This window comes from Providencia sp. AGC89 (assembly GCF_053543535.1).
Genome location: NZ_JBIXLP010000095.1, coordinates 1 through 23,591, shown reverse-complemented (window position 1 = coordinate 23,591; position 23,591 = coordinate 1). Strand labels below are relative to the sequence as shown.

Here is a 23,591-nt window from a genome sequence, read left to right as displayed (position 1 = left end):
TAATAGCTAAATTAGCGTCACTCATGTGGAGTTAGAAAACATTATAAAAAGGTTTTTAGAGCGTTATGAAAAATTCATATCAGGTAGCGCAAACATTGTCGATTTTACAACGGCATCTTTGCGATTCATTGATTGCCGTTTACCTTCATGGTTCAGGCGTGTCTGGCGGTTTAAAGCCGGCAAGTGATATTGATATATTAGTTGTCATTGATAAAGAAATGACTCATGACCAGAGAACGCTACTAGTTTCTGATTTTATGGTAATTTCTGGGCTTTATCCTAGCGATCCTCAAGGGCGTCGGCCATTAGAAATAGCTGTTTTTGTTTCAGGCGAGTTAGCCTCTCTTTCATACCCAGCAAAATGTGAACTAATGTATGGGGAATGGTTACGGCAAAGTATTGAGCAAGGGCAGTTGGAAGGTCAAGTTTACGATCCTGAATTTACTTTGATGTTAGCGCAAGCACAGCAAGAAGCTGTTAGTTTATGGCAATCAAAAGAATATCAACTCCCTGTTGTTAATGAACAGCAAATAAAGCAAGCGATGTTAGATTCTCTCCCTAATTTATTGTCATCTTTAGACAGTAATGAGAGAAATGTTTTACTGACATTGGCTAGAATGTGGAAAACCATGGAAACTGGGCAGTTTGTGACAAAAGATAAAGCCGTTGATTGGGTCATAAACCGGGTTCCGGATGAACTACAACCCATCCTAATAGGTGCCAAAATGGCTTACTTAAATGGCATCCCAACTGATTGGATAAAGAAAAAAATTGAAATACAGAAGCTAGCAAAGTTTATGGAACTCGGTGTCATGAATAGTTTTAAATAAACTTTATCAATATATGTAGCTTTAAATACGTTATTTGTTTCAACAGATAGAATTTGTCTGATACTTAGATACTTTAATAGAATTTTCTTTATAATTTACAGTTGGTTGATATTTTAAAACGGATAAAAATGACAAAAAAATTAATTAACCCTAAAACGGTATTTAACTCTTTGCAGTATGGCTTTAGCCAAGCAATAGAAACGAGTGGAACACGCCAATTATTTTTATCGGGGCAGGTTGGTGTAAATGCTGAACAAGAGACTGTAACTGGTGGGATGTATGAACAAACAGTTCAGTCACTGATTAATATTGAGCATGTATTACGTGAAGCGGGTGGGGATTTATCCCATGTCGTGATGTTACGTATCTATATTAAAGCAGGTTATGATAGTGACGAAGAGCAGCTTGCTATTACAAATGCATTAAAAGAAAAGTTTGGTGAAATGCCTCCCGCCTCTTCTTGGATTATTGTGACAGGCCTTTCATTGCCAGAATGGCTAATAGAAATAGAAGCACAAGCGGTATTAAATTAGTGTTAGCTTAATTAAAAAAGGCCGCTGATTATGAGCTGACCCCAGTCATTGGGTAACCAATTTCTGGGAGGCACGTCATTATTTAAACTCTGGCCTTTTTATCATTCAGTGAGTATTAGTGTTTTACTAGTGTTGAGAAATAATACACGAGAGGGACTGCTAGAATCCATAAACTGATAGGGATCTCGCGCCATTTACCAGCAACAGCTTTAATTAAAATATAGAATAACAACCCGCCAGCAATCCCTGTTCCAAAGCTATTGGCAATTAAGGTGATCATCACCATCATTAAAACAGGTAACCCATCAGTAAAGTTGCCTAAATCAACTTTACGTAGACCACTAAACATATTTAGACCAATCAAAATTAATGCGGGCGCGGTGGCTTGTGCTGGGATCATTAATGCAATAGGGGTAAATAATAACATTAATAAAAACATAAATGCTGCGGCAAGAGCTGTCATTCCTGTTTTACCACCCGCTTCAGCGGCTGCCGACGACTCTATTAATGCTGTTGCAGCTGGAATGCCGACCATTGGTCCTAATGCTGCTGCGATTGAGTCAACGATAAATGGGCGGTTTATATTCGGCATATTACCTTCTTTATCTAATAGACCTGCTTCGCCGCCAACGGCTAATGTTGTTCCCATGGTAGAGAAAAACTCAGCAGCAAAAAAGACAAATAAGAAGGGTAAAAATGCAATATTCAACGCACCAATTAAATCAACTTGCCCAAGAACTGGTGCGATAGAATGAGGAACACCAATAAAACTTTCAGGTAGTTTTGTGACACCAAATGGAATACCTAAAATAGTCGCAAATAAAATGGCCCATAATATTCCACCGGGAATTTTACGCGCTTGTAATGCGATAGCGACAAAAAAACCTGCAAGGGCAACTAAAGCACCCGGTGAAAGGAAATCACCTAACATTAATGCATTAGTTTTTGGATTGGCTAATACTAGCCCAGCATTGCGAAAGCCTAATACAGCAACAAAAAGCCCAATTGATGCAGTTAATCCGAGTTTAATTGATTGGGGTACTGAACGAGTTACTACTTCACGTAAGCCGAATTTGGTTAACAGAAAAAATAAAATACCAGACCAGCACGCAATACCTAACCCTATTTGCCAATCTATTCCTTCGCTGCCCGCTAGGGTAATACCAACGAGTACCGACCCGCCAATTCCAGGACCCACAATAAAAGGTAAATTTGCATAAAAAGCCATTAATAAGCTGGCAAGCACAAAGACAATAATGGTCCCTGTTGTTGCAGCGCCTTTATCCATTCCACCCGCGGCTAATAAACCAGGAATTACCACCAATAGATAAGCGGCAGCTAAAAAGCCCGTGATACCCGATAAACACTCAGTTTTAATTGAACTTCCGCGTTCTTTTAATGCGAAGCGTTTTTCTAACCAACTCCCTGATGTTGGCGTATTTATTGAATTTTCAGCCATTAATAGGCTCTCCTGTCATTATTTTTGGTATATTCGTATTTTTAGGTCATTAGTGCTCGGAAAAATGAAGAACGGCATCAACAAGTTGACGTGTTGTTCCATCTGTTAATCCTAAGTCGGTTAAATGTGGCCCTGCATTACAGGCTAGACAAGTTCCTTCTATCGCTTTGAAAACACGATAAGGCGGTTCCCAGTCAGCAATTTTATGGCTTAACTCACGTAATTGACGGAACTGCTCGGCGAGTTCTGAGGCGGGTAAATCCGATAACATGCCCGCAATTGGCATAGCTACATGGGCTAAAATTTGTCCATTTTGGACTAAGGCCATGCCTCCACCGCTTTCTATCAATAAATTGGCGGCAATCGCCATATCCTGTGGGTCACGACCGAGCACGACAAGGTTATGAGAGTCATGTGAATAGCTAGTAGCGATGGCGCCGCGTAATTCACCCCAACCTTCGAGCAGGGCAATCTGTGGTCGTGCATCATGACGCCCATGGCGGTGCTGAACGCGAATAAAACTAAAATTATCAGGAAGTTGTACTATGCCATTAGTAACTTGCACATCAACTTCTCCCCATTGAGTAAAGCGGGCGCCATGGATATGCCGCAATCTAGCTATTCCGTTATTCACTCCATCAATTTTAAGTTGGCAATCATCCGCGGTAATTGGGGAAAGATGCATAGTATCTCGAGGTGGTAAAATATCTGATGGAGAACTAATGGCATGTATTAATTTGCCTTTTTCTGCAATTTTTTTACCTGCTACATAAACGGCTTGTGCTTTTAACGTTGTCAGTGAGTCAAAGAGTACGAAGTTAGCTTTTCTGCCTGCGGCAATTAAACCAAGGTCATTACGTTGTAAGCGAATAGCCGCATTGAGTGTTGCAAAGCGCAGTGCATCAGTTGCTGGCATGCCATATTCAATCAATAGGTTGAGTAAAGCGATAATACCACCTTTTTCTATCAGCATATCGGGTGGAACATCGTCGGTACAGACTGTGATTTGCGATGATAAATGGGGTAATGATCTCAGTGCATTCACAATGTCAGGGAGTAAGTAGGGATGGGAGCCTCGAATTTCTAAAGTAAGGCCCGCTCTGAGTTTTTCCAGCGCGTCATCAGCGGAAGTTAACTCATGGTCTGAAGTAACGCCTGCCGCGAGGTAAGCCTGCAATTCGGCACCTTTTAACCCTCGAGCATGCCCTTCTATTAATTTACCGGATTGGAGCCCTGCATTCAGCACCTCCTCCATTTTTTCGCTGCCATTGAGTACGCCATGCATATCCATAACCTCGGCGACCCCCCGCACTTCAGGCCAACTAAGCATAGTTGACATTTCTTTGCCTGCGAAATCTGCCCCCGACATTTCCAACCCTGGCGTAGATGGGACGGATGATGGTGCAGCAACCATAACGTCTAAAGGTAAATTACGACTAGAGTCAATTGCATAGCGGACTCCCTCTAATCCTAATACATTAGCAAGTTCATGGGGGTCCCAAAAGACGGCAGTTGTCCCTTGAGTTAGAACGATTTCTGCATAACGAGCTGGTGGAAGGTGAGAACTTTCTAAATGGACGTGAGTGTCAATTAACCCAGGTGAAATAAAATAACCCGATAAATCATGAACTTCTTTTGCATCAGTGCGTGAACCTGTTGGGTGGACACTTGCAATCAAATTATCTACGATACCGATATCTGCGGAGCGTATCTCGCCTGTTACCATATCAACGATATTGGCTTGTGTGAGTAAAAGGTCAAAAGGAATATTGCCTTTTGCGGCTTGAATAGCATTACGCCGAGTTTGCTCTGTTATGTTCATAAAAATACCATTTATATGATTTATGGTTGCTACTTTATGAGCAAGGCAAACGTTTGCCAAGATGATAAAATTTATCAGGCTATAAGAGAAGGTTATGATAGGATGAATATTCCATGATTATTCAATCTGCAGACAATTAACGATTATGACAGAACCTTGGCAACGGCTGCCGGCACTGACGCTCAAACAATTACAGTATTTTGTCACTTTGGCAAAGCTGCGTCATTTTACTGAAACAGCTAATCGTTTAGCTGTAAGTCAGCCTGCACTTAGTAGTGCTTTACGGCAAATTGAATCTGTTTTAGGTGGAAAGCTAATTAATCGAACGGCATCATCAGTCACATTAACGGAACTAGGTGCTGCTATTTTACCTCATGCACAGCAAATCCTCAGTGTGTCGCATCGTGCATTTAGTGATATTCAAAAAATCATCGAGGATGGTGGTGATGGTATAGTGCGTATAGGGCTTGTTCCTTCTGTGAGTTCATTAGTATTTCCATCTGTTCCTGAACAATTAAACCAATTATTTCCTAGATTAAAAACCGAGTTTTATGATCAAACTAATGACTCACTCGTGAACCAGATAATTAATCATGAAGTTGATTTTGGCATAGGGGTTCTAGACAGTTCAGTTCCACAAGAGCTGAGTATTTCCCCATTACAAGATGACCCTTTTGTTTCTGTTATTCATCATGATGACAGGTTAGCGAACAATGAATTTCATTTACCTTGGAAATTACTGAATAATCGCGACATTGCTGTATTTTCTAAAGGGAATATTCAACGTTTAGTTGCTGCAACAGTAGAAAGCCATCGGCTCAAATTAAATATTCGTTATCAAGTTGATTATATTGAAACTCTATATGGTTTAGTTCGTTCTAAACTAGCTATTGCCATCCTACCTCAACTTTATACTGTTCATTTACGTGACCCTGAACTGAAAGTATTACAACTTCAGCAACCTGAATTAACTCGTACAGTCGCTTTAATGCGTAATAATCAGCCTCTTACACCAATGATGGAGGATGTTTATCAAGTATTATTAAAAGTATTACGTGGTCATAATGGATAATATTTAAACTATTTTAGGGTGTTGATTGCAACAAAATAGATAGTTAACAGTAAATTAGTTAGTTAAAGCACTTATCGTAAAGTTATTTTTATCAATATCAATTAATAATATACTGTTAGCATTGCTGGTAATATTTAAAGTGAGAGATAACCCCCCTCATTCAGGTGTAACATTCTGATTATTTAGAATAACTATAAAATTATCATTTGGAAATAATATTATGAAAATCATCCTAAAAATTATTTGGTTTATTGCCGCAGTCATATCTATTTCTGCTTGTGATGATTTTCAGGCGTTAGATGGAAAAGGTAAATTCTATTACACTAATCCTAGTACAGATACAATGACCTTTAAGTTAGATGGTAAAGGTTATGATATTTTACCGGATGGGAAAGGGGTTATTTTAATTTCTAGTGGGTTACATCATTTAGAAGATGAAAAAGGGCATATAACTGACTTTTTTGTTTTTGAAAATAATTCAGGTGGGATTATTAACCCAAATCAGTTTGTTTATTATACTTTATCTGAAGTGTATGCGGTTGATGGTAAAGAAAATAGGTTTCAGCCTGCTAGTTACCCTGTTACCATTAATGGTCATGAGTTAGAAATGCCTATTCGAAGCTCAAATGCCACGATCATTGATGCAAATATATTTAGATGTAGTTACCCTGTAGGGGAAGCATTTCCTGAGTCAATTACCCTTTATGACGATAATTTAGATGGGAATATTAAATCTAAGTGCTTTGATAAGCTTGAATTAATTCAATATATAAAAAATGAATATAACAAAAACCTATTACCTCAGAAAAATCATCATGGTTTTTTAGATTCCGTGAATATAGATTTTATGTATGTAGAACCCACCGCTGATTTTGCTAATGCTAATGTGCAATTAAAAGCAGAAAAACTAGTAAAATTGGTTAGAAAGCTGAAAGATTCTGATGATGCTGATATACATAAAAAGCTGAATGAAGAATTCTATCAAGCGACAACTGAATTAGTTCATGAATATGCGCAGAGTTCTGCATCTAATACCGTTTCTGAAAATGTGAAATATAATGAATTTATCCAACAAATTAATTTACTCAGGGAAAATGGTATTTGGGTAAGGTAAATTTAACTTATTCTAATTACAGTGATATTTCTACACATAAGAGCTAATTATTTAGTAATGGTTCGTCTCATTCTTAATTAAGAAAAAGCTTATTAAGTAAGCAGAGTAATCTTATTTGAAATAATAGTAGGAAAAGAGACATTGGATATGGAAGTCTTTATATCAACCATACCAAGGAACTCGGCAATGAACCTATCAAAGCAATCTGTTTTTGCTGTTATATCAGCAGCATTTTTATTGTTGTTCACTACTGTTGCAAGTAGCAAATCAGTTGTCGAAATTAAGAAAGAACCTGATGTTTTAGATCTCGTTTTTATTCTCGATAAAAGTGGATCAATGTCTGGTTTCGAATCAGATACTATTGGCGGCTATAACAGTGTTCTTGCTGAAAATAGAGACAAAAAAGCCAAAACTTACATTACGACACTGCTATTTAATGATAAAACAAGCCTGCTCTACAATAGGGAACCTATTGATAAAGTAGCTAATTTAACGCTGGATGATTACCCAGTTGGCGGTTATACCGCACTATTAGACGCAATTGGGGAAGGCATCGAAAAAATGCGTGAAAATAGAAAAGTGACTAAAAATAATAATGTTCTATTTATCATTATTACGGATGGTCAAGAAAATAGCAGTCGTAAATATTCTCAAGCTAAAATTAAAGCGATGATTAAATCAGCGGAAACGGAAGATAAATGGGATTTTATTTTCTTAGGTGCAAATATTGACGCAATTTCTGAAGCTGAAAACATTGGCATTAAAGGTGCTAATGCGACGGGGTATGTCCAAGATGGTACGGGATATGATAAAGCTTATCGTGCTGTCAATAAAGCGGTTGAATCAAAGCAGATGTCTGCACCAATATCAGAGGATTGGAAACAGGAAGTTGAAGCGGATGTGAAGGAACGCCAAAAATAATAAATGCAGTAAAGCCTAAACAACAGTGATGAATAGATAATATTTAGGTGATATAGCCAATGGCTAGTGATTAAGAATATTAATTGTAAATGGTAAAAGCCCCTCAGTAATTGATTGTCTAACTACTGAGGGGCCTTTTACATGATAGGAGAGTTAAATCACTTTATTTGGTTTGTTTTAATGCTGTAAACATTTTTTCAGCAAGATAACCTTGTGAATTTTTTACCCCCGGCAAGACGAAGTAGTACCCACCACCGAAAGGCTTTATGTATCTCTCTAGGGGTTCACCATTGAGACGTTTTTGAGTATCAATAAAACCCGTTTTTAAATTTTGTTGAAAAGATACAAAGATTAGCCCCATATCTAGAGCACCAGACTCTGTTAAGCCTAAAGAATAGCTGTAACTTCTGCGCCTAAGCTTGGCAGTATAACGTTCAGGATTACGAGGCTCAGCACGGCGCATATGAGAGTCAAACAATATACGATCGCCATGTGGGTCTTTTTCAAAGGCTGGGTCATCATGTTCATTTTTCATCCCTATTGGTGCTCCGGAGTCTTTATGACGTCCAAAATCGTTTTCTTGATCTTCTAATGGCGTTCTATCCCAAAATTCAAGATTGAAGCGTATTAAGCGCACGGCTTGGTATGTACCGCCATCACACCAAGAAGGTTCTTTACTTCCATCTGTTATCCAAATCAGTTTATTCATCAATGATGTATCAGAAGAGGGGGCATTGCCCGTTCCATCCTTAAAACCGAACAAGTTAATTGGAGTCGAGTGATTGTCGATATCTCGTGCAGGTAAGAAACCGTCAATTTTCCATAATGGGAAGCAATAGGGAGATACATGGCGTAAAATATCCCTTAATGCATAAATAACACTTTCTTGGCTGTTGGCACATATTTGTAGTAAAAAGTCCCCACCACACCATTTTTTCTCTAGCCTATCGTTAGGGAAACTCGTCATTTCACTGAGGTATTTAGGTTTAATTTTGTTGAGACCAAATCGGTTATCAAAAAGGGAGTTTCCTAGTGCCACAGTGATAGTGAGTAGGTCAGGTTGCAAATGTGTCCCGAGAATACCGGACTCAGCTGGAGGCATTTTATCATTTTCTGTTGAAGGTATTGTTTGTGGTTGGGTAAGGTATGCAATGCGCTCGGTTAACAAAGCGAAAATAGTTTGTAGTTCTTCAACAGTATTCGACGTAATATTGAAAGCGATAAATGAGGCATTTTTAGGCTCGGGTGTTAATACACCGGCTTGGTGTTCTCCAAGATAATTAACCGCTTTATTGTAAGTGGGTTGGCAATCAGCGAATTTTTCTTTAGCTTTTAAAGTTGGAATAGTTAAAACCGCGCTACCAATAGCGAAAGCTTTTAATGCATTTCTTCGTGACATTCCTGTTGCTTGCAAAATACTTCTAGGTTTAGCTTGCATAAATTTATGCCTTAATATTTATAGTAAACATCAACATCGAGCTGAGCCCGTAACTTTGCTAAAGTTTCGGCTTGTTGAGTGAGTAATGAATAAAGTGCCATTTTGTCTTGTTGTTTTAGCTGGCTATAAGGTTGATATGTGCTATCAGCCATATAATATGGCTGCATGATTTTATTGATCCGTAGAGTATTTTCTTGTAATTGCTTAAGTGTATTCTTTTCAATAAAAGGTTGAATAACGTTGATGATTTCTTGCGAACCTTTTAAGTTAGCAGCAATATCGGTTAAATCAGATAAGCTGTAGATATTTTCTTTACCCTCTAATTTTGTTTCTAGGATCATTTCAATAAAGTCAGCGGAAGCTTGTACTAATTTAGGGATCTCAATAGTTTCTGTTGTGACTCGTTTATGCAAATCGCGCCCTTTAATGAGTAACTCTTCATTAGCCGCTAATGCTTGTGTTGGATCTTTTGCAGCAAATAATTGGTATTCAACAAGATGAAACCCAGTAAAGCGATAGTCTTTTTCTTTATCGAGAAAATAATCTGCCCTAGGGTTAATGGTTCTATCTGTGTTACCGAATAACACTATAATTGGACGAACAGTCTCGTAGTGTTGATGGGCTATGATGTAAGCGTGTTGAGCTGCCGATAGCTTCCCTTGTTGTAAATTTTGCTGTAGTAACTCTAGCTGGATAACCATTTCTGCTAATTCAGCAGTGATAAAATTCATGTAGGTATGGATTGAATCTTGGTATTTCTCTGGAGTGGGGATATCCCCTTTAGCAATAATGATGTTATCCCCAGTCTGTACTGGGGACCTTAGTGCTTTGCCATAACTTAATGAAGGAACAACGACCCCTAATATTAAGCTAAAAAATAAGCATTTGAATTTATACCTTAGCAAGCTGCACATTTTTTTTGCTCCTTGCAAATAGCGGTATCACAATTACCCAATAGAGAATAAAGGTTATTACACTTAGCCATATCGGTTGTGAGCGATAGGCAAAGAAAGAGGAAATAAAATTCCCCGCAATACCTGAATCATCCAGTAAAGCGGTAGTATCCCAAGCGGGATAAATTAAAAACTCGGGGATAGCAAAATCATACTCAATCAGCAGGTTAGCACTTTCTTCCACCCCTTTTAGTAGAAGTGATAATGCAAGGAAAAGTAGGATCACCCCTGTAACTTTGAAAAATATAGCCCAAGAGATTAAGCGATTGGTCAATAAAAAAGCGTAAAGGGTCAGGGCAGCAATTGCTATTCCGCCAGCGACTTCGATAAAGAATTCAGATGCATTATTGGTTGTTAATGACATAATAAAACTAGAAAGGAATACCACAATTTCACTCCCTTCACGGGCAATTGCGATGGCGATAATGAGTGAAGCTCCCCACCAGTTATGGTGTGCAGCATTGCGGTTAATCCCCGACTCAATTTCTGCTTTCATAGAACTACCGTGTTTATTCATCCAATAAACCATTTGGACGATAAGAACACAGGCAAGTAATTCCATAAAGATCATAAACAATGATTGGCCTGTATCATCGAGGACGTTAAATACGCCATAGATAAGCAGTGCAAGCAATATGGACATTGCTAGCCCAAGGGCAACGCCCCCCCATAGGTATTTCATGCCATTACGAGCATCAGGGTGACGTTTTATCCACGCATAGATGATACCGATAACTAAAAGCGCTTCAAAACTTTCTCGCCACACAACAAAGAGAACTTGCCCCATGTTACATCCTTTTATTTAGCAATGATCTCGCCTTTCGGGTGAGAAAGGTGAAAGTCATCGAAGAAGCTATAAGTACCTGGTTTTAGCGGCGCAATGACAACAACAGAACTTGCGCCTGGCGCTAAAACTTTTTCTTTTCTCAATTGAATACTTTCAAATTCAGCAGGTTCTGTACCCGTATTTGTGATTTTAATGCGAATAATTGTTTTGGCGGGGACTTCGAGCACTCGAGGAATGAGGTCTCCATTTTTCATTTCTAATTCGACTGTGAATTTTTCTGCCGCAAGTGAATATTGCGGCGTAATAGTGCAAGCAATAAGCAGTATAAAGCTCAGTATTGTTTTCATCTTGGCTTATCCATTTTAAGCGCAAATAAAAAAGGGCTTGCGTGGAAAGATTCCCCGGTTAAGCCCTTAACTAATTTGGTGAGAAATTAGTAACTACCTTTACGACCAATACCCGCGTAGTCAAAGTCCCAAGAGACTTCAAAAGGCTGGAACCAAGGAGCGACACCTGTTTCTTTATCAATATGGCGACCAAAGGCAACATCTTTATTGTGTGAAGGTGGATAAATTTTGTAGACCACACGATATTTACCATTGCCGTCTAATTTGATGTTTTCCCCATAGTGAGGGCCATCACTCGCTACCATTGGCATAAACGTACCTGTTTGCGTTTGTGGTTTATCAGCAAGTTTTGTAACGGAATATTCGATTGTTAGGTAAGGGACCCAATCGCCTTCGGCGAAGCCATTCGGATTATCTTCAACAGCATGGATATCAGCTTCCAAATGAACATCTGCTTTGTCTGCGGGTAAATGAGACATTGCATGGTGACCTTCTTCAGTATCCATTGTGATGGGTTGTAAATAGACCCCTTGGATTTCCATTCCATTTTTGATCACTGGGTGGCCAAGTGGATATTCTTGAGCGAATGCAGCGATTGAAAATAGCGTGAGACCCGAAACAGCAGCTTTGTATGCGAGTTTCATTATTTCGTCCTTACCATAAGTAATATTGAGTCGTAATGATAATCATTACTATTGGTAAAAAACAAGCAGTAATTTTTAATGGAATAGGCATTAAAAGGGTAAAAATACACTTTTTTTATAAAAATCTATATGTTAGAAAAAGTTATTATTCTTAAAAAAATAACTTATTCATAATGTGTTCTATTAGGCAGTTTATAATTTTATACATGATATATTTCGCTGATTGTTATGAAATTAGTTAAAGTTCTTTTAATAAATTCTTTTGATTGATAAAGAAAGGGACAACTATGCAAAAACGTTATCTTGATTGTTCAGCCTCAGAGATTGCCAAGCTAAGTAAAAAGACGCTATTAGAGTCAATTAAGGCCAGTGAGGGGCGGCTATTGGTTTCTGAAACCATTGGTACTATTCAACCCGTATTAATGACAGTCACGAATGCGGAGCTAGCCGCGAGTCAAGGTGCTGATATTTTGCTGTTAAATGTTTTTGATGTTAATCAACCTATTCTACAAGGGTTACCAGAAGGAACGGCTCCTGAGGCGGTGATTCGCACTCTTAAGCATTTAACGGGTCGGGCGATCGGTGTGAACCTCGAACCAGTTCCAGCAGGGTTTAATAACCCAACGCAAGATGCACAGTGGAAAATATCGGAAGGGCGCTTGGCAACAGTAAAAAATGCACTGAAATTAAAAGAAATGGGGGCTGATATTATTGTTCTAACGGGCAACCCCGGGAACGGTGTTACTAATGAAGAAATTAACCAAAGCCTTAAAGAGCTTAAAGCCGTGGTAGGCGAAGATATTGTTCTTATTACAGGGAAAATGCATGCAGCGGGTGTTTTGAATGCTTCTGCTGAACAATTAATTACGGAAGATGATATTCGGGCATTTATTGCCAGTGGTGCTGACATTATTTTATTACCAGCGCCCGGTACCGTCCCTGGGATTTCATTAGAATTTGTACAAAAAATGGTTGGTTATTGTCATTCTCAAGGGGTTATGACAATGACAGCAATTGGAACCTCCCAAGAGGGAGCTGACTTACAAACGATTAGGCAAATTGCGTTAATGTGTAAAATGGCAGGGACTGATTTACATCATATTGGCGATTCGGGCTACAACGGAATTGCATTACCAGAAAATATTTTAAATTATGGTATTGTGATCCGTGGTGTTAGGCATACTTACTCGCGAATTGCCCGTTCAATCAATCGTTAGTGCAATTTATTTTCTAGTTAAAAGGGCTATTCTGATTGGCTCTTTTAGCTTTAAAAATTCATTATTATCGCTAAAAATTTATACAATTCCTTTTCTTCTTCAGGTAAAATTTCGCCCATTTTTCTAAAATAATAAAAGAAGTGAGTTATGTCGCAAAATACTAATTCGGTGCCTAAAATTGGCTTCGTTTCCCTTGGTTGCCCGAAAAACCTAGTTGATTCAGAACGTATTTTGACTGAGTTACGCACAGATGGCTACCAAGTGGTGCCAAGTTACGATGATGCAGATTTAGTCATCGTCAATACCTGTGGTTTTATCGATAGCGCAGTACAAGAATCGTTAGAGGCGATTGGTGAGGCGTTAAACGAAAACGGCAAAGTTATAGTGACTGGGTGCCTCGGCGCAAAAGAAAATCAAATTCGTGAAGTTCATCCAAAAGTCTTAGAAATCACAGGCCCACATAGCTATGAACAAGTACTAAACCATGTTCATCACTATGTCCCTAAACCAGAACATGACCCTTTCTTTAGCTTAGTTCCCGAACAAGGGGTTAAACTAACGCCTAAACATTATGCTTATTTAAAAATTTCGGAAGGGTGCAATCATCGCTGTACTTTTTGTATTATTCCTTCAATGAGAGGGGATTTAGATAGTCGTCCAATTGGTGATGTATTAAATGAAGCGAAGCGTTTAGTTGCATCTGGCGTAAAAGAATTACTCGTGATTTCACAAGATACTTCTGCGTACGGTGTTGATGTTAAACATAGAACGGGGTTTTGGGATGGGCAGCCAGTAAAAACCAGCATGGTTGGTTTATGTGAACAACTTGCTTCTATGGGGGTATGGGTGCGTTTACATTATGTGTATCCATATCCACATGTTGATGACGTGATCCCATTGATGGCTGAAGGAAAAGTATTACCTTATTTGGATATACCTTTGCAACATGCTAGTCCAAAAATCCTCAAATTAATGAAACGTCCTGGGGCAGTGGAAAGGACATTGGAACGGATTAAGCGTTGGCGAGAAGTTTGCCCTGAGTTAACGTTGCGTTCGACTTTTATTGTTGGCTTTCCAGGGGAAACCGAGGAAGATTTCCAAATGCTATTGGATTTCTTAGCTGAAGCTAAGCTAGATAGAGTCGGGTGCTTTAAATATAGCCCAGTAGAAGGTGCGAAAGCGAATGAGCTTGAGGATCAAGTACCTGAAGAAATTAAAGAAGAGCGCTACCATCGTTTTATGCAATTACAACAACAAATTTCAACGCAGCGTTTACAAGATAAAATTGACAGTACAATTTTAGTGATTATTGACGAAGTTGATGATGAAGGGGCTGTTGGGCGTAGTATGGCGGATGCACCTGAAATCGATGGTATGGTTTATCTAAATGGTGAGTTTAATGTTAAGGCCGGTGATATTGTTAAAGTTAAGGTCGAACATGCTGATGAATATGATTTATGGGGCTCGATAGTTACCGATTAATAACTTATTGATTAGTACATTTTATAGCCTGCTTAAAGATAAAAAAAGCAGGCTATTTTTATTCATTGATGGCGAACTATTCGATTGCGTGTGGTAAATTGATGTAGATCAATGGTGAAAAAACTATCAATAAATAACTTGATCTAGAATATAAAAATTAAATGGGAAATTGACATAATCAAATAACTCTTATCGAAGAATAAGGATGACTATGTCGGCTCATTTAATATTTCCAACAGCAATATCGAATAAATTTAATCATTATAATTCAATTGATTATGATTTTATGATGAACCTTGTTAGTGGGACCATCATGGATGGATTATCGCCATTATATAATTTCAACATCGATGTTTCATGCATTAGCACGCAGGGCGAAACGCTATGGCTAAGTAATGAATCGAAAGGCGATTTTGAAATTGCAAACCTATTATTAGGGGATATGACTGAAGGTGCGAGAACAAGGTTATTTGCCAGCCCAATTGAGTTACATGGTACATTCTATTATTTAGCCCCTGTATATTGGCCTACCGATGAACTATTCCTGATCGTGGCTTTTTCAACCGTTGGAGATAACGGTAATCTTCTGCTCGCGCTAGCTCAATCTCTTGCTAGAGAAGCAAGTGAAAAACTAAAGTGTCACTATTATTTGCAGAAAATACCGTATGAAGCGAAAGGGGAACAACGTTTTGCTAACATGGATATTCAATCTGTTGAAAAAGAATTGATTATTGAAGTCGCGCAAGCCTGTAAAGGTAAAATCCAACAGATGCATCAGGTGCTCAATATGGGGAGAACAACGCTGTGGCGTAAGCTAAAACAATATGAGATCAATATTAAAGAATATAAGTAATCTATAGCCTAGTTGTATCACTGCATAAAGCCAAAAAGAGTGCGCTTCTGACTACTCTTATGGCCAGTCATGAGCCATAAAAATAGTGAAGCGCAAAAGAATTAGCCAATATTGTGATCGGTCGTATGGAAAGGCATATTTAGCTTACCTCCCTGTACTGCTATCAGATGTATTGGGATAAAGAGAAATGAAAAAGTAAGCTCATTATGACGAAGTAGTTGAGGTATGTATGTTGTAAAAAGCTTTATTTTTTTATATTTTCGCTCGAAGGAATTGTTAGCAAAAAAGCAACAGATTTCATAAAAATATGTTGTATAAAATATTTTTGAACAGTAGCTTAATAAAGCTTAATTCTATCATCTTATTAGATAAATTCGGAAGGTTATCATTACGACTGAAATTATTAATTAACTTAAGTGGCTCTTTAGTCAAATATAGTGTATTTATATTTTTTCTGTAATTTATAAATTTTAGTTATTATTTTTAAATATACAGGATTTTAATCTATATTTATCTTAGATTATATAGATTAATCATTTTTAAGGGAGAGAATTTCTGATGGTTTAATATCAAACCATCAGAAATAATAATTTACATAAGAAAGGAAACATATCATATAGATTAAATATGTTTAGGATAGGTATTGATATAGTCGTATTCTTGAATAAGCTGAGGAAGTGATTTAATACCTAGTTTTGTATAAATATTAGAGCGATGAACCTCTACAGTTCTAGGTGATAAAGAGAGTTTTTCTGCCGTTTCTTTACTCGTATTACCTTCTAATATCATATCCATGATTTCTCTTTCTCTAGTCGAGAGGCGAGCAAACTTATCAGATAGATAGGTATATTTTTTGTGCTCTTCATGCATAGAGACGAACAGTTCTGTTGCATTACTAATAGCATTCAAAATTTCAGTGTCTTTGAAAGGAAAAGGAAAAAAATCAAAAGCTCCAGATTTAAAGCTTTCGCGACACAGATTGATAGAAGGCTCTTCAGCAAGTACAATAAATGGTACAATGCCGAAATTGCTACTTATATTGTTTAATCTATTAATACGGTTCTCATCATTATTTAAGAATAATAAAATACATTCTTTCACATTGTTCTCGAAAGGGTAAGTATAATTACTCATAAATGTTTCTTCGTTATTATAAAATTTAAAGAGGAAACCAAAAGATTCCATCATTAATTTCAGCTTATTCTTAAAGACATTATCACTATCTATGATTACGTGAATGGTGTTATTCATCACCATACTCCTGTTAAACTGATTTGATATTCATATTAATTTGATAAAATACGTAGGTAAATAAACCGAAAAATGAATTTGACGGTAATATTTTCTACTGATCGTTGTTCTTTTTATTAATGTATTACTGACCTTAATTTATATTAAAAATATCATCTAGTTAAATTTAATATAAAAATAGAAACAATGGTTAAAGTTTGTGTCAATGCGTAAGATTCGATTAATGTTATGTAACATATTAGGTGGTTTTACTTGTTTAACGAGTTTTTTCCCTAACAAAATATATAAAAAATTTATAAGTTCTTCCAATAATATCGCAAATAGCTAATCATAAAAAGTCTAAAATGTGGGGCTGAGCGAAGTTTTGTTAAGTATTTATACCTGTTTTAGATTGATTAACAGTGGGTGCTTTTTATATCTAACATGCTAAAATTTATCCTCGACCTTTTTTAATGAGTGAATATACTTAATGGCTTCTTTAAAAGATGTAGCGCGACTAGCAAATGTTTCATTGATGACGGTATCAAGGGCAATTAATAGCCCTGGCTTGCTCAAACCTGAAACATTGAAACAGGTTCAGCAAGCTATTGAGTCACTTAATTATGTCCCAGATTTTTCTGCTCGGAAGATAAGGGGGAAAAGTTCAAAAATTTCTACAGTAGGTGTTTTAGCGCTCGACACAGCGACAACTCCATTTTCAGTAGAAATGATCCTTTCAATAGAACAAACAGCAAGGCAATTTGGTTGGAGCAGTTTTGTGGTTAATATCACATCAAGTGAAGACAGCGAAAGAGCGGTTCGCCAACTATTGTCCCAACGTCCTGATGGTATTATTTATACCACAATGGGGCTTCGAGAAGTCTCTATTCCAGAAACGCTACATAATAACCGTCTTGTTTTAGCTAATTGTGTAGATAAAGAAAATAAATTTCCGGCCTACATACCAGATGATTTTAATGGCCAATATAATGCAGTTGAACGTTTAATTGATAAGGGATATCGCCATCCATTGTGTCTTTATATCCCACAAGAAACATTGGCTGGGAAAATTCGCAGTGAAGCAGTTGAGGCGGCGTGGAATAATGCTAATTTACCTAAACAATCTTTAAAACAATATCATTTAGAACTAGGTGATGAACATTATTTGGATGTTATAAATTTAATCAATCGTCACTTTAAAAATAAGAAACCAGATTTTGATGTCGTCATTTGTGGAAACGACCGCATTGCATTCTTAGCATATCAAGTGTTGCTTAGCCATGGATTACGCATCCCTCAAGATATTGCGGTGCTTGGTTATGATAATATGATTGGTGTTGGGGAATTATTTTACCCGCCATTAAGCACTGTGGTATTACCGCATTATCAATTGGGGCAACAAGCCGCTTTACATATTATAGAAGAACGCCAGTTAGATGGGGTTCAATACGTTGCATGCGACTTGTTAGAACGTAACTCATTTTAATATATGAATATTTAATTATTTCAAGAGGTTGTTGGCCACTGGTGTAGTAACAGTTTCTTAATATTCCCAACAGAACTTCTCTACTTATACGATAGCTTTTTCGAGATGCCAATAGGTTGCTTTTTCTAACTTTGCTTGGTTATTTATTGCAAATAGTTTTAAATCTCGCTCCCCTTCATGTGGGTAGATACGGCAACTAAAATTAACGTCACCATCGTTAATGAATATTTCAAGACTGGAGCGATCAACAAAAGCATGTATTTTTAGCTGCTGGGTTTCAGGTAATGGAACACTGCGGCTATCACTAATTGTATATTCAGGATAATGGCGCATTAAGGTTAATCGTTGGTTTTGGTTATCAATATAAAACTGCACTCCGTAACCAATCCAAAAACCAAATTTCTCCGCGGGGCTCTGTTGTAAATCCCAAATAAGTTCTAGTTCACAACAGGAGGCATCTTCATTCACTAAAACCGTTGTGTTCTTTTCTAAATTTATTGTGGGTAAGTGCGTAGTGGATTGCCGTAAAGACTTTAATTCTTCAATAGGTCTAGAAATAATTTTGCCTTGTTCATTAAGAGTAAACTCTCTGGGTAAAGTAAAACAACCTGACCACCCATCTTTTTGGGATGGCATATGACTTTCCCACATATCCATCCAAGCTATTGCAATACGGCGACCATCTTTCGATAAAAAAGTTTGTGGTGCGTAAAAATCCTGCCCAAAATCTAATTCGGTAAATTGGTGAGTAATTGTATAAGGGGAGTTTGGTGACCAATTCCCGACTAAATAACCATTTTGAAAAAGATTACGATATTGGTACTTTTCAGCTTTTTTCCCTTGAGGTGAAAATAAAGCAATAAAATGTTTCCCTAGAGGAAAAAAATCAGGGCATTCCCACATATAAACACCCTTATCATCAGTTTTAGCCAGCACTTGGTAGTTTTGCTCCCAATTTAATAAGTCTGAAGTGCTAAATAAGAGTATTTGACCATGATTATGGGGATCTCTTGCACCCACCACCATCCACCACTTATTGTTTTGCTGCCAAACTTTTGGATCACGGAAATGCATAAACCCTTCAATTGGCGGAATGACAACTCCTTTTTTTTCAAAATGAATACCATCTGTACTAATCGCAACGCATTGAGACTGAATAATTTGGCTGTCATCACCTTGATTACCCAACCAAATATGACCCGTGTAGAACAGATAGAGTTCACCGTTATGGCTAACTGCGGAACCCGAAAAACAGCCATCACGGTCATACTCTTCACTAGGTGCTAATGCAATAGGTTGGTGCTGCCAGTGGACCATATCAGTACTTGTTGCATGCCCCCAATGCATAGGCCCCCAGCTAGCGCTAAATGGATGATGTTGATAAAAAGCATGATATTGACCTTGGTGATAAATCAACCCATTTGGGTCATTCATCCAGCCAGCAAAAGGAGCGAGATGATATTGAGGATAGAATTGAAAATCTAGGTTTTTTCTTGATGTTTGAATGGTGTTATTCGCTAATTCAAGTTGATTTTTCATTGTGCTTCCTTAGTTATTTCCCCATACCGAAATGGATAAATAAGATGAGATAACTCGTGCGTTTCTTTAATGATGTATTTATACTAATGTTAACGTTAACAGTTTGCTAGTGAAAATTTCATTAGTAGGTAATGTATATATTCATTAATAGATAATAAAAACACGTAGTCAGTAAAGGAGATATGATGAAAGTCTGGGCTTTAGGCGATGCAGTAATTGATTTGCTCCCCCTTAAAGGGATGCAATATGAAGCTTGTGCTGGTGGAGCCCCCGTTAATGTCGCCGCTGGCGTTGCACGTTTAGGGCAAAACAGTGGTTTTATTGGCAGGGTAGGGGAAGAGGCTTTTGGGCATTTTATGCAGAAAACCTTATTTGAACTAGGAGTGGATACCAGTGCGATGGAGTTTGATGACAAATATAAAACGAGTACCGTTTTAGTCTCATTACATGAAAATGGTGAACGTGAATTTTCTTTTTTAGTTTCCCCTTCAGCAGATCAATTTTTAACTGCAAAAAACTTACCTAAATTTGGTAATGATATTTTGCATTTTTGCTCATTAGCATTGGTACATGAAACCTGTCGGGCATCGTTATCAACAGCAATAAAAAATATACAGCAAACAGGGGGATTACTGAGTTTTGATATCAATATTCGCCCACAAATGTGGGCTGATCCCGATGAAATGCATTGTGTTATCGATACTTTTGCAACGCAAGCAGATATTTTAAAACTATCGGATGATGAATTATTGTGGCTAACAAAGGAGAGCTGTTTTGATGATGCGATTTCTAAATTACAAAAGTATCCTGCCAGTTTAAAAATAGTCACTCAAGGCGCTAAAGGTTGTCAAGTATTTACGTCCTACACATCTATAGCGGTTAGTGCCTATTTAGTTGATAGCATTGATACAACAGGGGCTGGCGATGCTTTTATGGCGGGTTTACTTGCGGGAGTTTCTCAATATGGTTTGTCAAATACTGGCGACAGCTTAATGAAAATTATTTCTCAAGCGTCAGCTTGTGGAGCTTTGGCAACGACTAAAAAAGGGGCGATTTCAGCAGCGCCAACGCAACAAGAATTAATCGAATTTATACAACAGCAACCACTATTATCCCAAAGAGAAATCCTTTGAAAAGTATCTATATGGAAGGTAAATAGAAGATGGTTGTCTAATCCTCTTTTATTTATATTTACTTCGATATAAATCGACCAATATTGGAGGTGCAATCAGTTTTATTTTCTATATTTTGGCGTATGATACGAAGCTAATTTCACTTAATTAGTTTTTATTGCGGGTAAACTATGTTGCTGCGTTCAGGAGTGGCTCTTGCCATTTTTTCTTATATTCTATGGGGTATAACACCGTTATTTTACCGTTTACTTCCTGGCGCCGAACCTTTAGAACTACTTGCTGAACGTCTTATTTGGTCAGTACCAATACTTTTTTTTATTCGTTTAATTATTAAGAATAAATCTTTATGGGGCCAAGTCTGGGCTGACAAAAAATCAATTGTTTTATGTTTCTTTAGCTCATCGATTATGGCTATTTCATGGACTGCATTCACTTATGCGTTAACTCATGGACAAGTTCTAGCGGCAAGTTTGGGCTATTTTATTAACCCTTTATTTTCAATTTTACTCGGGGTTATCTTTCTCAGAGAGCGACTTGTATTTTCTGAAAAAATGGCCGTTATTTTTATATGTGCCGGTGTCGGTTATCAAATATGGCAGTATGGCGAACTACCTATTCTAGCGTTAGTGATGGGGAGCGCATTTGCGATATATGGATTAATACGTAAATTTATTCGGTTTGATGTCATTACTTCTTTATTTTTAGAAGCTCTTTGGTTATTGCCAATAGCAATAGGAATAACTTGGTGGTTAAACTCAAATGGTTTAAGTGCGGTAGCAGAAGGGGATTGGCAAGTTAAAATTCTTTATATGCTAGCGGCTCCGGTAACGATTATCCCATTGCTATTTTTCACGGCTGCAATTAAAAGAACTTCATTGACTGTAATTGGTTTAGCACAGTATATAGAACCCACAATCCAATTTTTACTTGCGGTATTTTTATTTAATGAGCTATTTGATTGGGTAAAAGGTGTCAGCTTCTCATTAATATGGATTGGTTTGATGTTCTGTATTTTAGCGATTTTGCGCAAGCAATATACTAAGTTCTCTCATAAAGATCCCTTTATTACTGGGCGTGATAAGACACCATTAGGCTAGATACTAGGCTCAGCATTCATGAACTTTGTTTCCTTTGATAGTAAAAGCAAACGATTGCGTATATAATCACATTTATTATTTTTGCGGATAAGGTCATTAATCATGAATCAATTGGGTACTGCGCTGTGCGCTTCAGCAACCAAAGTCATGTTGCTTGGGGCGGGTGAACTGGGTAAGGAAGTCGCTATTGAATGCCAACGTTTAGGCATTGAGGTGATTGCTGTTGATAGATACGATAATGCGCCAGCTATGCACATTGCTCACCGCAGTTACACAATTAACATGCTTAATGGCGAAGCATTAAAACAGCTTGTTGCCTTAGAAAAACCTGATTTTATTGTCCCTGAAATTGAAGCTATTGCGACAAAAACCTTAGTTGAACTGGAAGAACAAGGGCAAAGAGTCGTGCCATCTGCGAAAGCCGTTTTTCTTACCATGGACAGAGAAGGGATACGTCGCTTGGCAGCGGAAACGCTTCATTTACCGACCTCTAATTACCAATTTGTTGAAAATAAAGCGGATTTTATTACTGCAGCAGAGAAAATCGGTTTTCCTTGTATTGTAAAACCAGTCATGAGTTCGTCAGGAAAAGGGCAGAGTGTTATCCGCTCGGCAGCAGAATTAGAACAAGCATGGGAATATTCTCAACAAGGTGGGCGCACGGGACAGGGCCGCGTTATTGTTGAAAAAATGGTTAATTTTGATTTTGAGATCACCTTGTTAACAGTCAGTGCAGTTGATGGCATTCATTTTTGTGCTCCTGTTGGTCATCGCCAAGAGAAAGGGGATTATCGTGAGTCTTGGCAACCGCAACAAATGAGTGATATTGCATTGAGGAAAGCACAAGAGGTTGCCCAAAAAATAGTTAGCGCATTGGGAGGCTATGGGGTATTTGGTGTTGAGTTATTTGTGTGCGCAGATGAGATCATTTTTAATGAAGTCTCACCCCGCCCTCACGATACAGGAATGGTGACGTTAATTTCACAAAATTTATCTGAATTTGCCTTACATGTTCGGGCTTTCCTAGGGTACCCAATAGGCGCAATTCGTCAATATGGGCCAAGTGCTTCTGCGGTTATTTTACCTGAATTGCATAGCAGCGATGTAGTATTTGGTCATATTGATACTGCATTTGGGTCGGATATCCAGTTACGTTTATTTGGTAAACCTGAAATAGCAGGAACTCGTCGACTCGGGGTTGCTTTAGCTGTTGCTGATTCTATTGAACAAGCATTGGAAATGGCTAAGACTGCGGCTGATAAAGTTAAAGTATCAGGTTGATTTCTAATAAAAAGAGCTCATTCACATTATATGAATGAGCTTTTAACTATTAAGAATTAAAATGATAACGAAGGGTTATTCAAGGAAAAATTTTGTTGTAAAGCAGCAGTGGTTATCTCTCTGATAAATGGTATAAGTCATAAGCTTGCACTAATATGACGGTACCTGCATAATTTTAAAAAAGAATTTAATTGTTGCATTAGGTTATACTTTTTTATTTTAGGCGACTACTGGCATTCCGCCGTTAAAGTTCTTACTGGCGAATCTGCAGTAACTGCAATCGTGTCTAATGCAGAATAGTTAATGGTACACTGACCCGATTGACCACCCCATTTAACGTTAATACGACCAGT

At 37.7% G+C, this 23,591-nt stretch carries 21 protein-coding genes; 12 read left to right on the top strand and 9 right to left on the bottom strand.

Annotated features, from left to right (window positions below; all coding sequences use genetic code 11):
* The first annotated feature begins 65 nt into the window (after positions 1 to 65).
* Both ACIPUA_RS23000 and ACIPUA_RS22995 read left to right on the top strand, forming a co-directional pair.
* Positions 66 to 830, top strand: a complete 765-nt coding sequence (locus ACIPUA_RS23000) for an aminoglycoside adenylyltransferase family protein (RefSeq protein ID WP_449060201.1) — start codon at positions 66 to 68, stop codon at positions 828 to 830.
* 128 nt (positions 831 to 958) lie between these two features.
* Positions 959 to 1,363, top strand: a complete 405-nt coding sequence (locus ACIPUA_RS22995) for a RidA family protein (protein ID WP_042848906.1) — start codon at positions 959 to 961, stop codon at positions 1,361 to 1,363.
* Positions 1,364 to 1,478: 115 nt separating this feature from the next.
* Here the strand turns inward: ACIPUA_RS22995 and ACIPUA_RS22990 are convergent, their stop codons facing one another.
* Both ACIPUA_RS22990 and ACIPUA_RS22985 read right to left on the bottom strand, forming a co-directional pair.
* Positions 1,479 to 2,822 carry an NCS2 family permease gene (locus tag ACIPUA_RS22990; RefSeq protein ID WP_042848905.1) on the bottom strand — a complete coding sequence of 448 codons (1,344 nt, stop codon included), beginning with the start codon at positions 2,820 to 2,822 and terminating at the stop codon, positions 1,479 to 1,481.
* A gap of 49 nt (positions 2,823 to 2,871) precedes the next feature.
* Entirely contained in the window at positions 2,872 to 4,644 is a 1,773-nt protein-coding gene (locus ACIPUA_RS22985) for an adenine deaminase (protein ID WP_105880874.1), read from the bottom strand.
* Between the two features lie 145 nt (positions 4,645 to 4,789).
* On the opposite strand from ACIPUA_RS22985, the gene ACIPUA_RS22980 reads away from it, so the two are divergent.
* From ACIPUA_RS22980 to ACIPUA_RS22970, 3 genes are all read left to right on the top strand, one after another.
* Entirely contained in the window at positions 4,790 to 5,716 is a 927-nt protein-coding gene (locus ACIPUA_RS22980) for a LysR family transcriptional regulator (protein WP_449060200.1), read from the top strand.
* Between the two features lie 220 nt (positions 5,717 to 5,936).
* The gene (locus ACIPUA_RS22975) at positions 5,937 to 6,830 is read left to right on the top strand and encodes a hypothetical protein (RefSeq protein WP_042848902.1); all 894 of its coding nucleotides are present in this window, start codon (positions 5,937 to 5,939) and stop codon (positions 6,828 to 6,830) included.
* 186 nt (positions 6,831 to 7,016) lie between these two features.
* The gene (locus tag ACIPUA_RS22970) at positions 7,017 to 7,751 is read left to right on the top strand and encodes a vWA domain-containing protein (protein WP_131680838.1); all 735 of its coding nucleotides are present in this window, start codon (positions 7,017 to 7,019) and stop codon (positions 7,749 to 7,751) included.
* A 163-nt stretch (positions 7,752 to 7,914) separates the two neighbouring features.
* Here the strand turns inward: ACIPUA_RS22970 and efeB are convergent, their stop codons facing one another.
* The 5 genes from efeB to ACIPUA_RS22945 all read right to left on the bottom strand — a co-directional run bounded on the left by efeB (position 7,915) and on the right by ACIPUA_RS22945 (position 11,920).
* A complete protein-coding gene (gene efeB / locus ACIPUA_RS22965; protein ID WP_048608123.1) occupies positions 7,915 to 9,189 on the bottom strand; it encodes an iron uptake transporter deferrochelatase/peroxidase subunit in 1,275 nt (424 codons plus the stop codon).
* An 11-nt stretch (positions 9,190 to 9,200) separates the two neighbouring features.
* Positions 9,201 to 10,103, bottom strand: coding sequence for an EfeM/EfeO family lipoprotein (locus ACIPUA_RS22960; protein WP_449060199.1), 903 nt, complete (start codon positions 10,101 to 10,103; stop codon positions 9,201 to 9,203).
* Positions 10,081 to 10,929: an FTR1 family iron permease gene (locus ACIPUA_RS22955; protein WP_042848952.1), complete on the bottom strand. Its 849-nt coding sequence runs from the start codon at positions 10,927 to 10,929 to the stop codon at positions 10,081 to 10,083. Before ACIPUA_RS22955 ends, ACIPUA_RS22960 begins: the two co-directional genes overlap by 23 nt.
* An 11-nt stretch (positions 10,930 to 10,940) precedes the next feature.
* Entirely contained in the window at positions 10,941 to 11,276 is a 336-nt protein-coding gene (locus ACIPUA_RS22950; protein WP_042848900.1) for a cupredoxin domain-containing protein, read from the bottom strand.
* An 86-nt stretch (positions 11,277 to 11,362) separates the two neighbouring features.
* On the bottom strand, positions 11,363 to 11,920 hold the full coding sequence (locus tag ACIPUA_RS22945; protein ID WP_449060198.1) for an iron transporter: 558 nt from the start codon (positions 11,918 to 11,920) through the stop codon (positions 11,363 to 11,365).
* Between the two features lie 287 nt (positions 11,921 to 12,207).
* Between ACIPUA_RS22945 and ACIPUA_RS22940 the strand changes: the two genes are divergently transcribed.
* The 3 genes from ACIPUA_RS22940 (at position 12,208) to ACIPUA_RS22930 (ending at position 15,472) form a co-directional block, all read left to right on the top strand.
* Entirely contained in the window at positions 12,208 to 13,137 is a 930-nt protein-coding gene (locus tag ACIPUA_RS22940) for a DUF7916 family protein (protein WP_042848897.1), read from the top strand.
* Between the two features lie 147 nt (positions 13,138 to 13,284).
* Positions 13,285 to 14,619 carry a 30S ribosomal protein S12 methylthiotransferase RimO gene (gene rimO, locus ACIPUA_RS22935; protein WP_042848896.1) on the top strand — a complete coding sequence of 445 codons (1,335 nt, stop codon included), beginning with the start codon at positions 13,285 to 13,287 and terminating at the stop codon, positions 14,617 to 14,619.
* 211 nt (positions 14,620 to 14,830) lie between these two features.
* Complete coding sequence (locus ACIPUA_RS22930) at positions 14,831 to 15,472, top strand: helix-turn-helix domain-containing protein (RefSeq protein ID WP_449060197.1); 642 nt, start codon at positions 14,831 to 14,833, stop codon at positions 15,470 to 15,472.
* Positions 15,473 to 16,093: 621 nt separating this feature from the next.
* Here ACIPUA_RS22930 and ACIPUA_RS22925 read toward each other — a convergent pair.
* Positions 16,094 to 16,723, bottom strand: a complete 630-nt coding sequence (locus ACIPUA_RS22925; RefSeq protein ID WP_042848895.1) for a response regulator transcription factor — start codon at positions 16,721 to 16,723, stop codon at positions 16,094 to 16,096.
* A 469-nt stretch (positions 16,724 to 17,192) separates the two neighbouring features.
* Between ACIPUA_RS22925 and ACIPUA_RS22920 the strand changes: the two genes are divergently transcribed.
* Positions 17,193 to 18,188 (top strand): LacI family DNA-binding transcriptional regulator, encoded by a 996-nt coding sequence (locus ACIPUA_RS22920; RefSeq protein ID WP_042848894.1) that lies wholly within the window; start codon positions 17,193 to 17,195, stop codon positions 18,186 to 18,188.
* Between the two features lie 84 nt (positions 18,189 to 18,272).
* Here ACIPUA_RS22920 and ACIPUA_RS22915 read toward each other — a convergent pair whose 3' ends face one another.
* The gene (locus tag ACIPUA_RS22915) at positions 18,273 to 19,727 is read right to left on the bottom strand and encodes a glycoside hydrolase family 32 protein (RefSeq protein WP_449060196.1); all 1,455 of its coding nucleotides are present in this window, start codon (positions 19,725 to 19,727) and stop codon (positions 18,273 to 18,275) included.
* Positions 19,728 to 19,912: 185 nt separating this feature from the next.
* Here ACIPUA_RS22915 and ACIPUA_RS22910 point away from each other — a divergent pair, with 185 nt between their 5' ends.
* From ACIPUA_RS22910 to purT, 3 genes are all read left to right on the top strand, one after another.
* Positions 19,913 to 20,860 carry an aminoimidazole riboside kinase gene (locus ACIPUA_RS22910; protein WP_042848892.1) on the top strand — a complete coding sequence of 316 codons (948 nt, stop codon included), beginning with the start codon at positions 19,913 to 19,915 and terminating at the stop codon, positions 20,858 to 20,860.
* Between the two features lie 170 nt (positions 20,861 to 21,030).
* A complete protein-coding gene (gene rarD / locus ACIPUA_RS22905) occupies positions 21,031 to 21,957 on the top strand; it encodes an EamA family transporter RarD (protein ID WP_042848890.1) in 927 nt (308 codons plus the stop codon).
* A 102-nt stretch (positions 21,958 to 22,059) separates the two neighbouring features.
* A complete protein-coding gene (purT, locus tag ACIPUA_RS22900; RefSeq protein WP_071548546.1) occupies positions 22,060 to 23,238 on the top strand; it encodes a formate-dependent phosphoribosylglycinamide formyltransferase in 1,179 nt (392 codons plus the stop codon).
* Positions 23,239 to 23,591 lie beyond the last annotated feature (353 nt).

What these genes read in the sequence shown, in the direction of transcription:
- ACIPUA_RS23000 (WP_449060201.1), top strand. Translation starts at nt 66, where the DNA reads ATGAAAAATTCATATCAGGTAGCGCAAACATTGTCGATTTTACAACGG.
- ACIPUA_RS22995 (WP_042848906.1), top strand. Translation starts at nt 959, where the DNA reads ATGACAAAAAAATTAATTAACCCTAAAACGGTATTTAACTCTTTGCAG.
- ACIPUA_RS22990 (WP_042848905.1), bottom strand. Translation starts at nt 2,822, where the DNA reads ATGGCTGAAAATTCAATAAATACGCCAACATCAGGGAGTTGGTTAGAA.
- ACIPUA_RS22985 (WP_105880874.1), bottom strand. Translation starts at nt 4,644, where the DNA reads ATGAACATAACAGAGCAAACTCGGCGTAATGCTATTCAAGCCGCAAAA.
- ACIPUA_RS22980 (WP_449060200.1), top strand. Translation starts at nt 4,790, where the DNA reads ATGACAGAACCTTGGCAACGGCTGCCGGCACTGACGCTCAAACAATTA.
- ACIPUA_RS22975 (WP_042848902.1), top strand. Translation starts at nt 5,937, where the DNA reads ATGAAAATCATCCTAAAAATTATTTGGTTTATTGCCGCAGTCATATCT.
- ACIPUA_RS22970 (WP_131680838.1), top strand. Translation starts at nt 7,017, where the DNA reads ATGAACCTATCAAAGCAATCTGTTTTTGCTGTTATATCAGCAGCATTT.
- efeB (WP_048608123.1), bottom strand. Translation starts at nt 9,189, where the DNA reads ATGCAAGCTAAACCTAGAAGTATTTTGCAAGCAACAGGAATGTCACGA.
- ACIPUA_RS22960 (WP_449060199.1), bottom strand. Translation starts at nt 10,103, where the DNA reads ATGTGCAGCTTGCTAAGGTATAAATTCAAATGCTTATTTTTTAGCTTA.
- ACIPUA_RS22955 (WP_042848952.1), bottom strand. Translation starts at nt 10,929, where the DNA reads ATGGGGCAAGTTCTCTTTGTTGTGTGGCGAGAAAGTTTTGAAGCGCTT.
- ACIPUA_RS22950 (WP_042848900.1), bottom strand. Translation starts at nt 11,276, where the DNA reads ATGAAAACAATACTGAGCTTTATACTGCTTATTGCTTGCACTATTACG.
- ACIPUA_RS22945 (WP_449060198.1), bottom strand. Translation starts at nt 11,920, where the DNA reads ATGAAACTCGCATACAAAGCTGCTGTTTCGGGTCTCACGCTATTTTCA.
- ACIPUA_RS22940 (WP_042848897.1), top strand. Translation starts at nt 12,208, where the DNA reads ATGCAAAAACGTTATCTTGATTGTTCAGCCTCAGAGATTGCCAAGCTA.
- rimO (WP_042848896.1), top strand. Translation starts at nt 13,285, where the DNA reads ATGTCGCAAAATACTAATTCGGTGCCTAAAATTGGCTTCGTTTCCCTT.
- ACIPUA_RS22930 (WP_449060197.1), top strand. Translation starts at nt 14,831, where the DNA reads ATGTCGGCTCATTTAATATTTCCAACAGCAATATCGAATAAATTTAAT.
- ACIPUA_RS22925 (WP_042848895.1), bottom strand. Translation starts at nt 16,723, where the DNA reads ATGAATAACACCATTCACGTAATCATAGATAGTGATAATGTCTTTAAG.
- ACIPUA_RS22920 (WP_042848894.1), top strand. Translation starts at nt 17,193, where the DNA reads ATGGCTTCTTTAAAAGATGTAGCGCGACTAGCAAATGTTTCATTGATG.
- ACIPUA_RS22915 (WP_449060196.1), bottom strand. Translation starts at nt 19,727, where the DNA reads ATGAAAAATCAACTTGAATTAGCGAATAACACCATTCAAACATCAAGA.
- ACIPUA_RS22910 (WP_042848892.1), top strand. Translation starts at nt 19,913, where the DNA reads ATGAAAGTCTGGGCTTTAGGCGATGCAGTAATTGATTTGCTCCCCCTT.
- rarD (WP_042848890.1), top strand. Translation starts at nt 21,031, where the DNA reads ATGTTGCTGCGTTCAGGAGTGGCTCTTGCCATTTTTTCTTATATTCTA.
- purT (WP_071548546.1), top strand. Translation starts at nt 22,060, where the DNA reads ATGAATCAATTGGGTACTGCGCTGTGCGCTTCAGCAACCAAAGTCATG.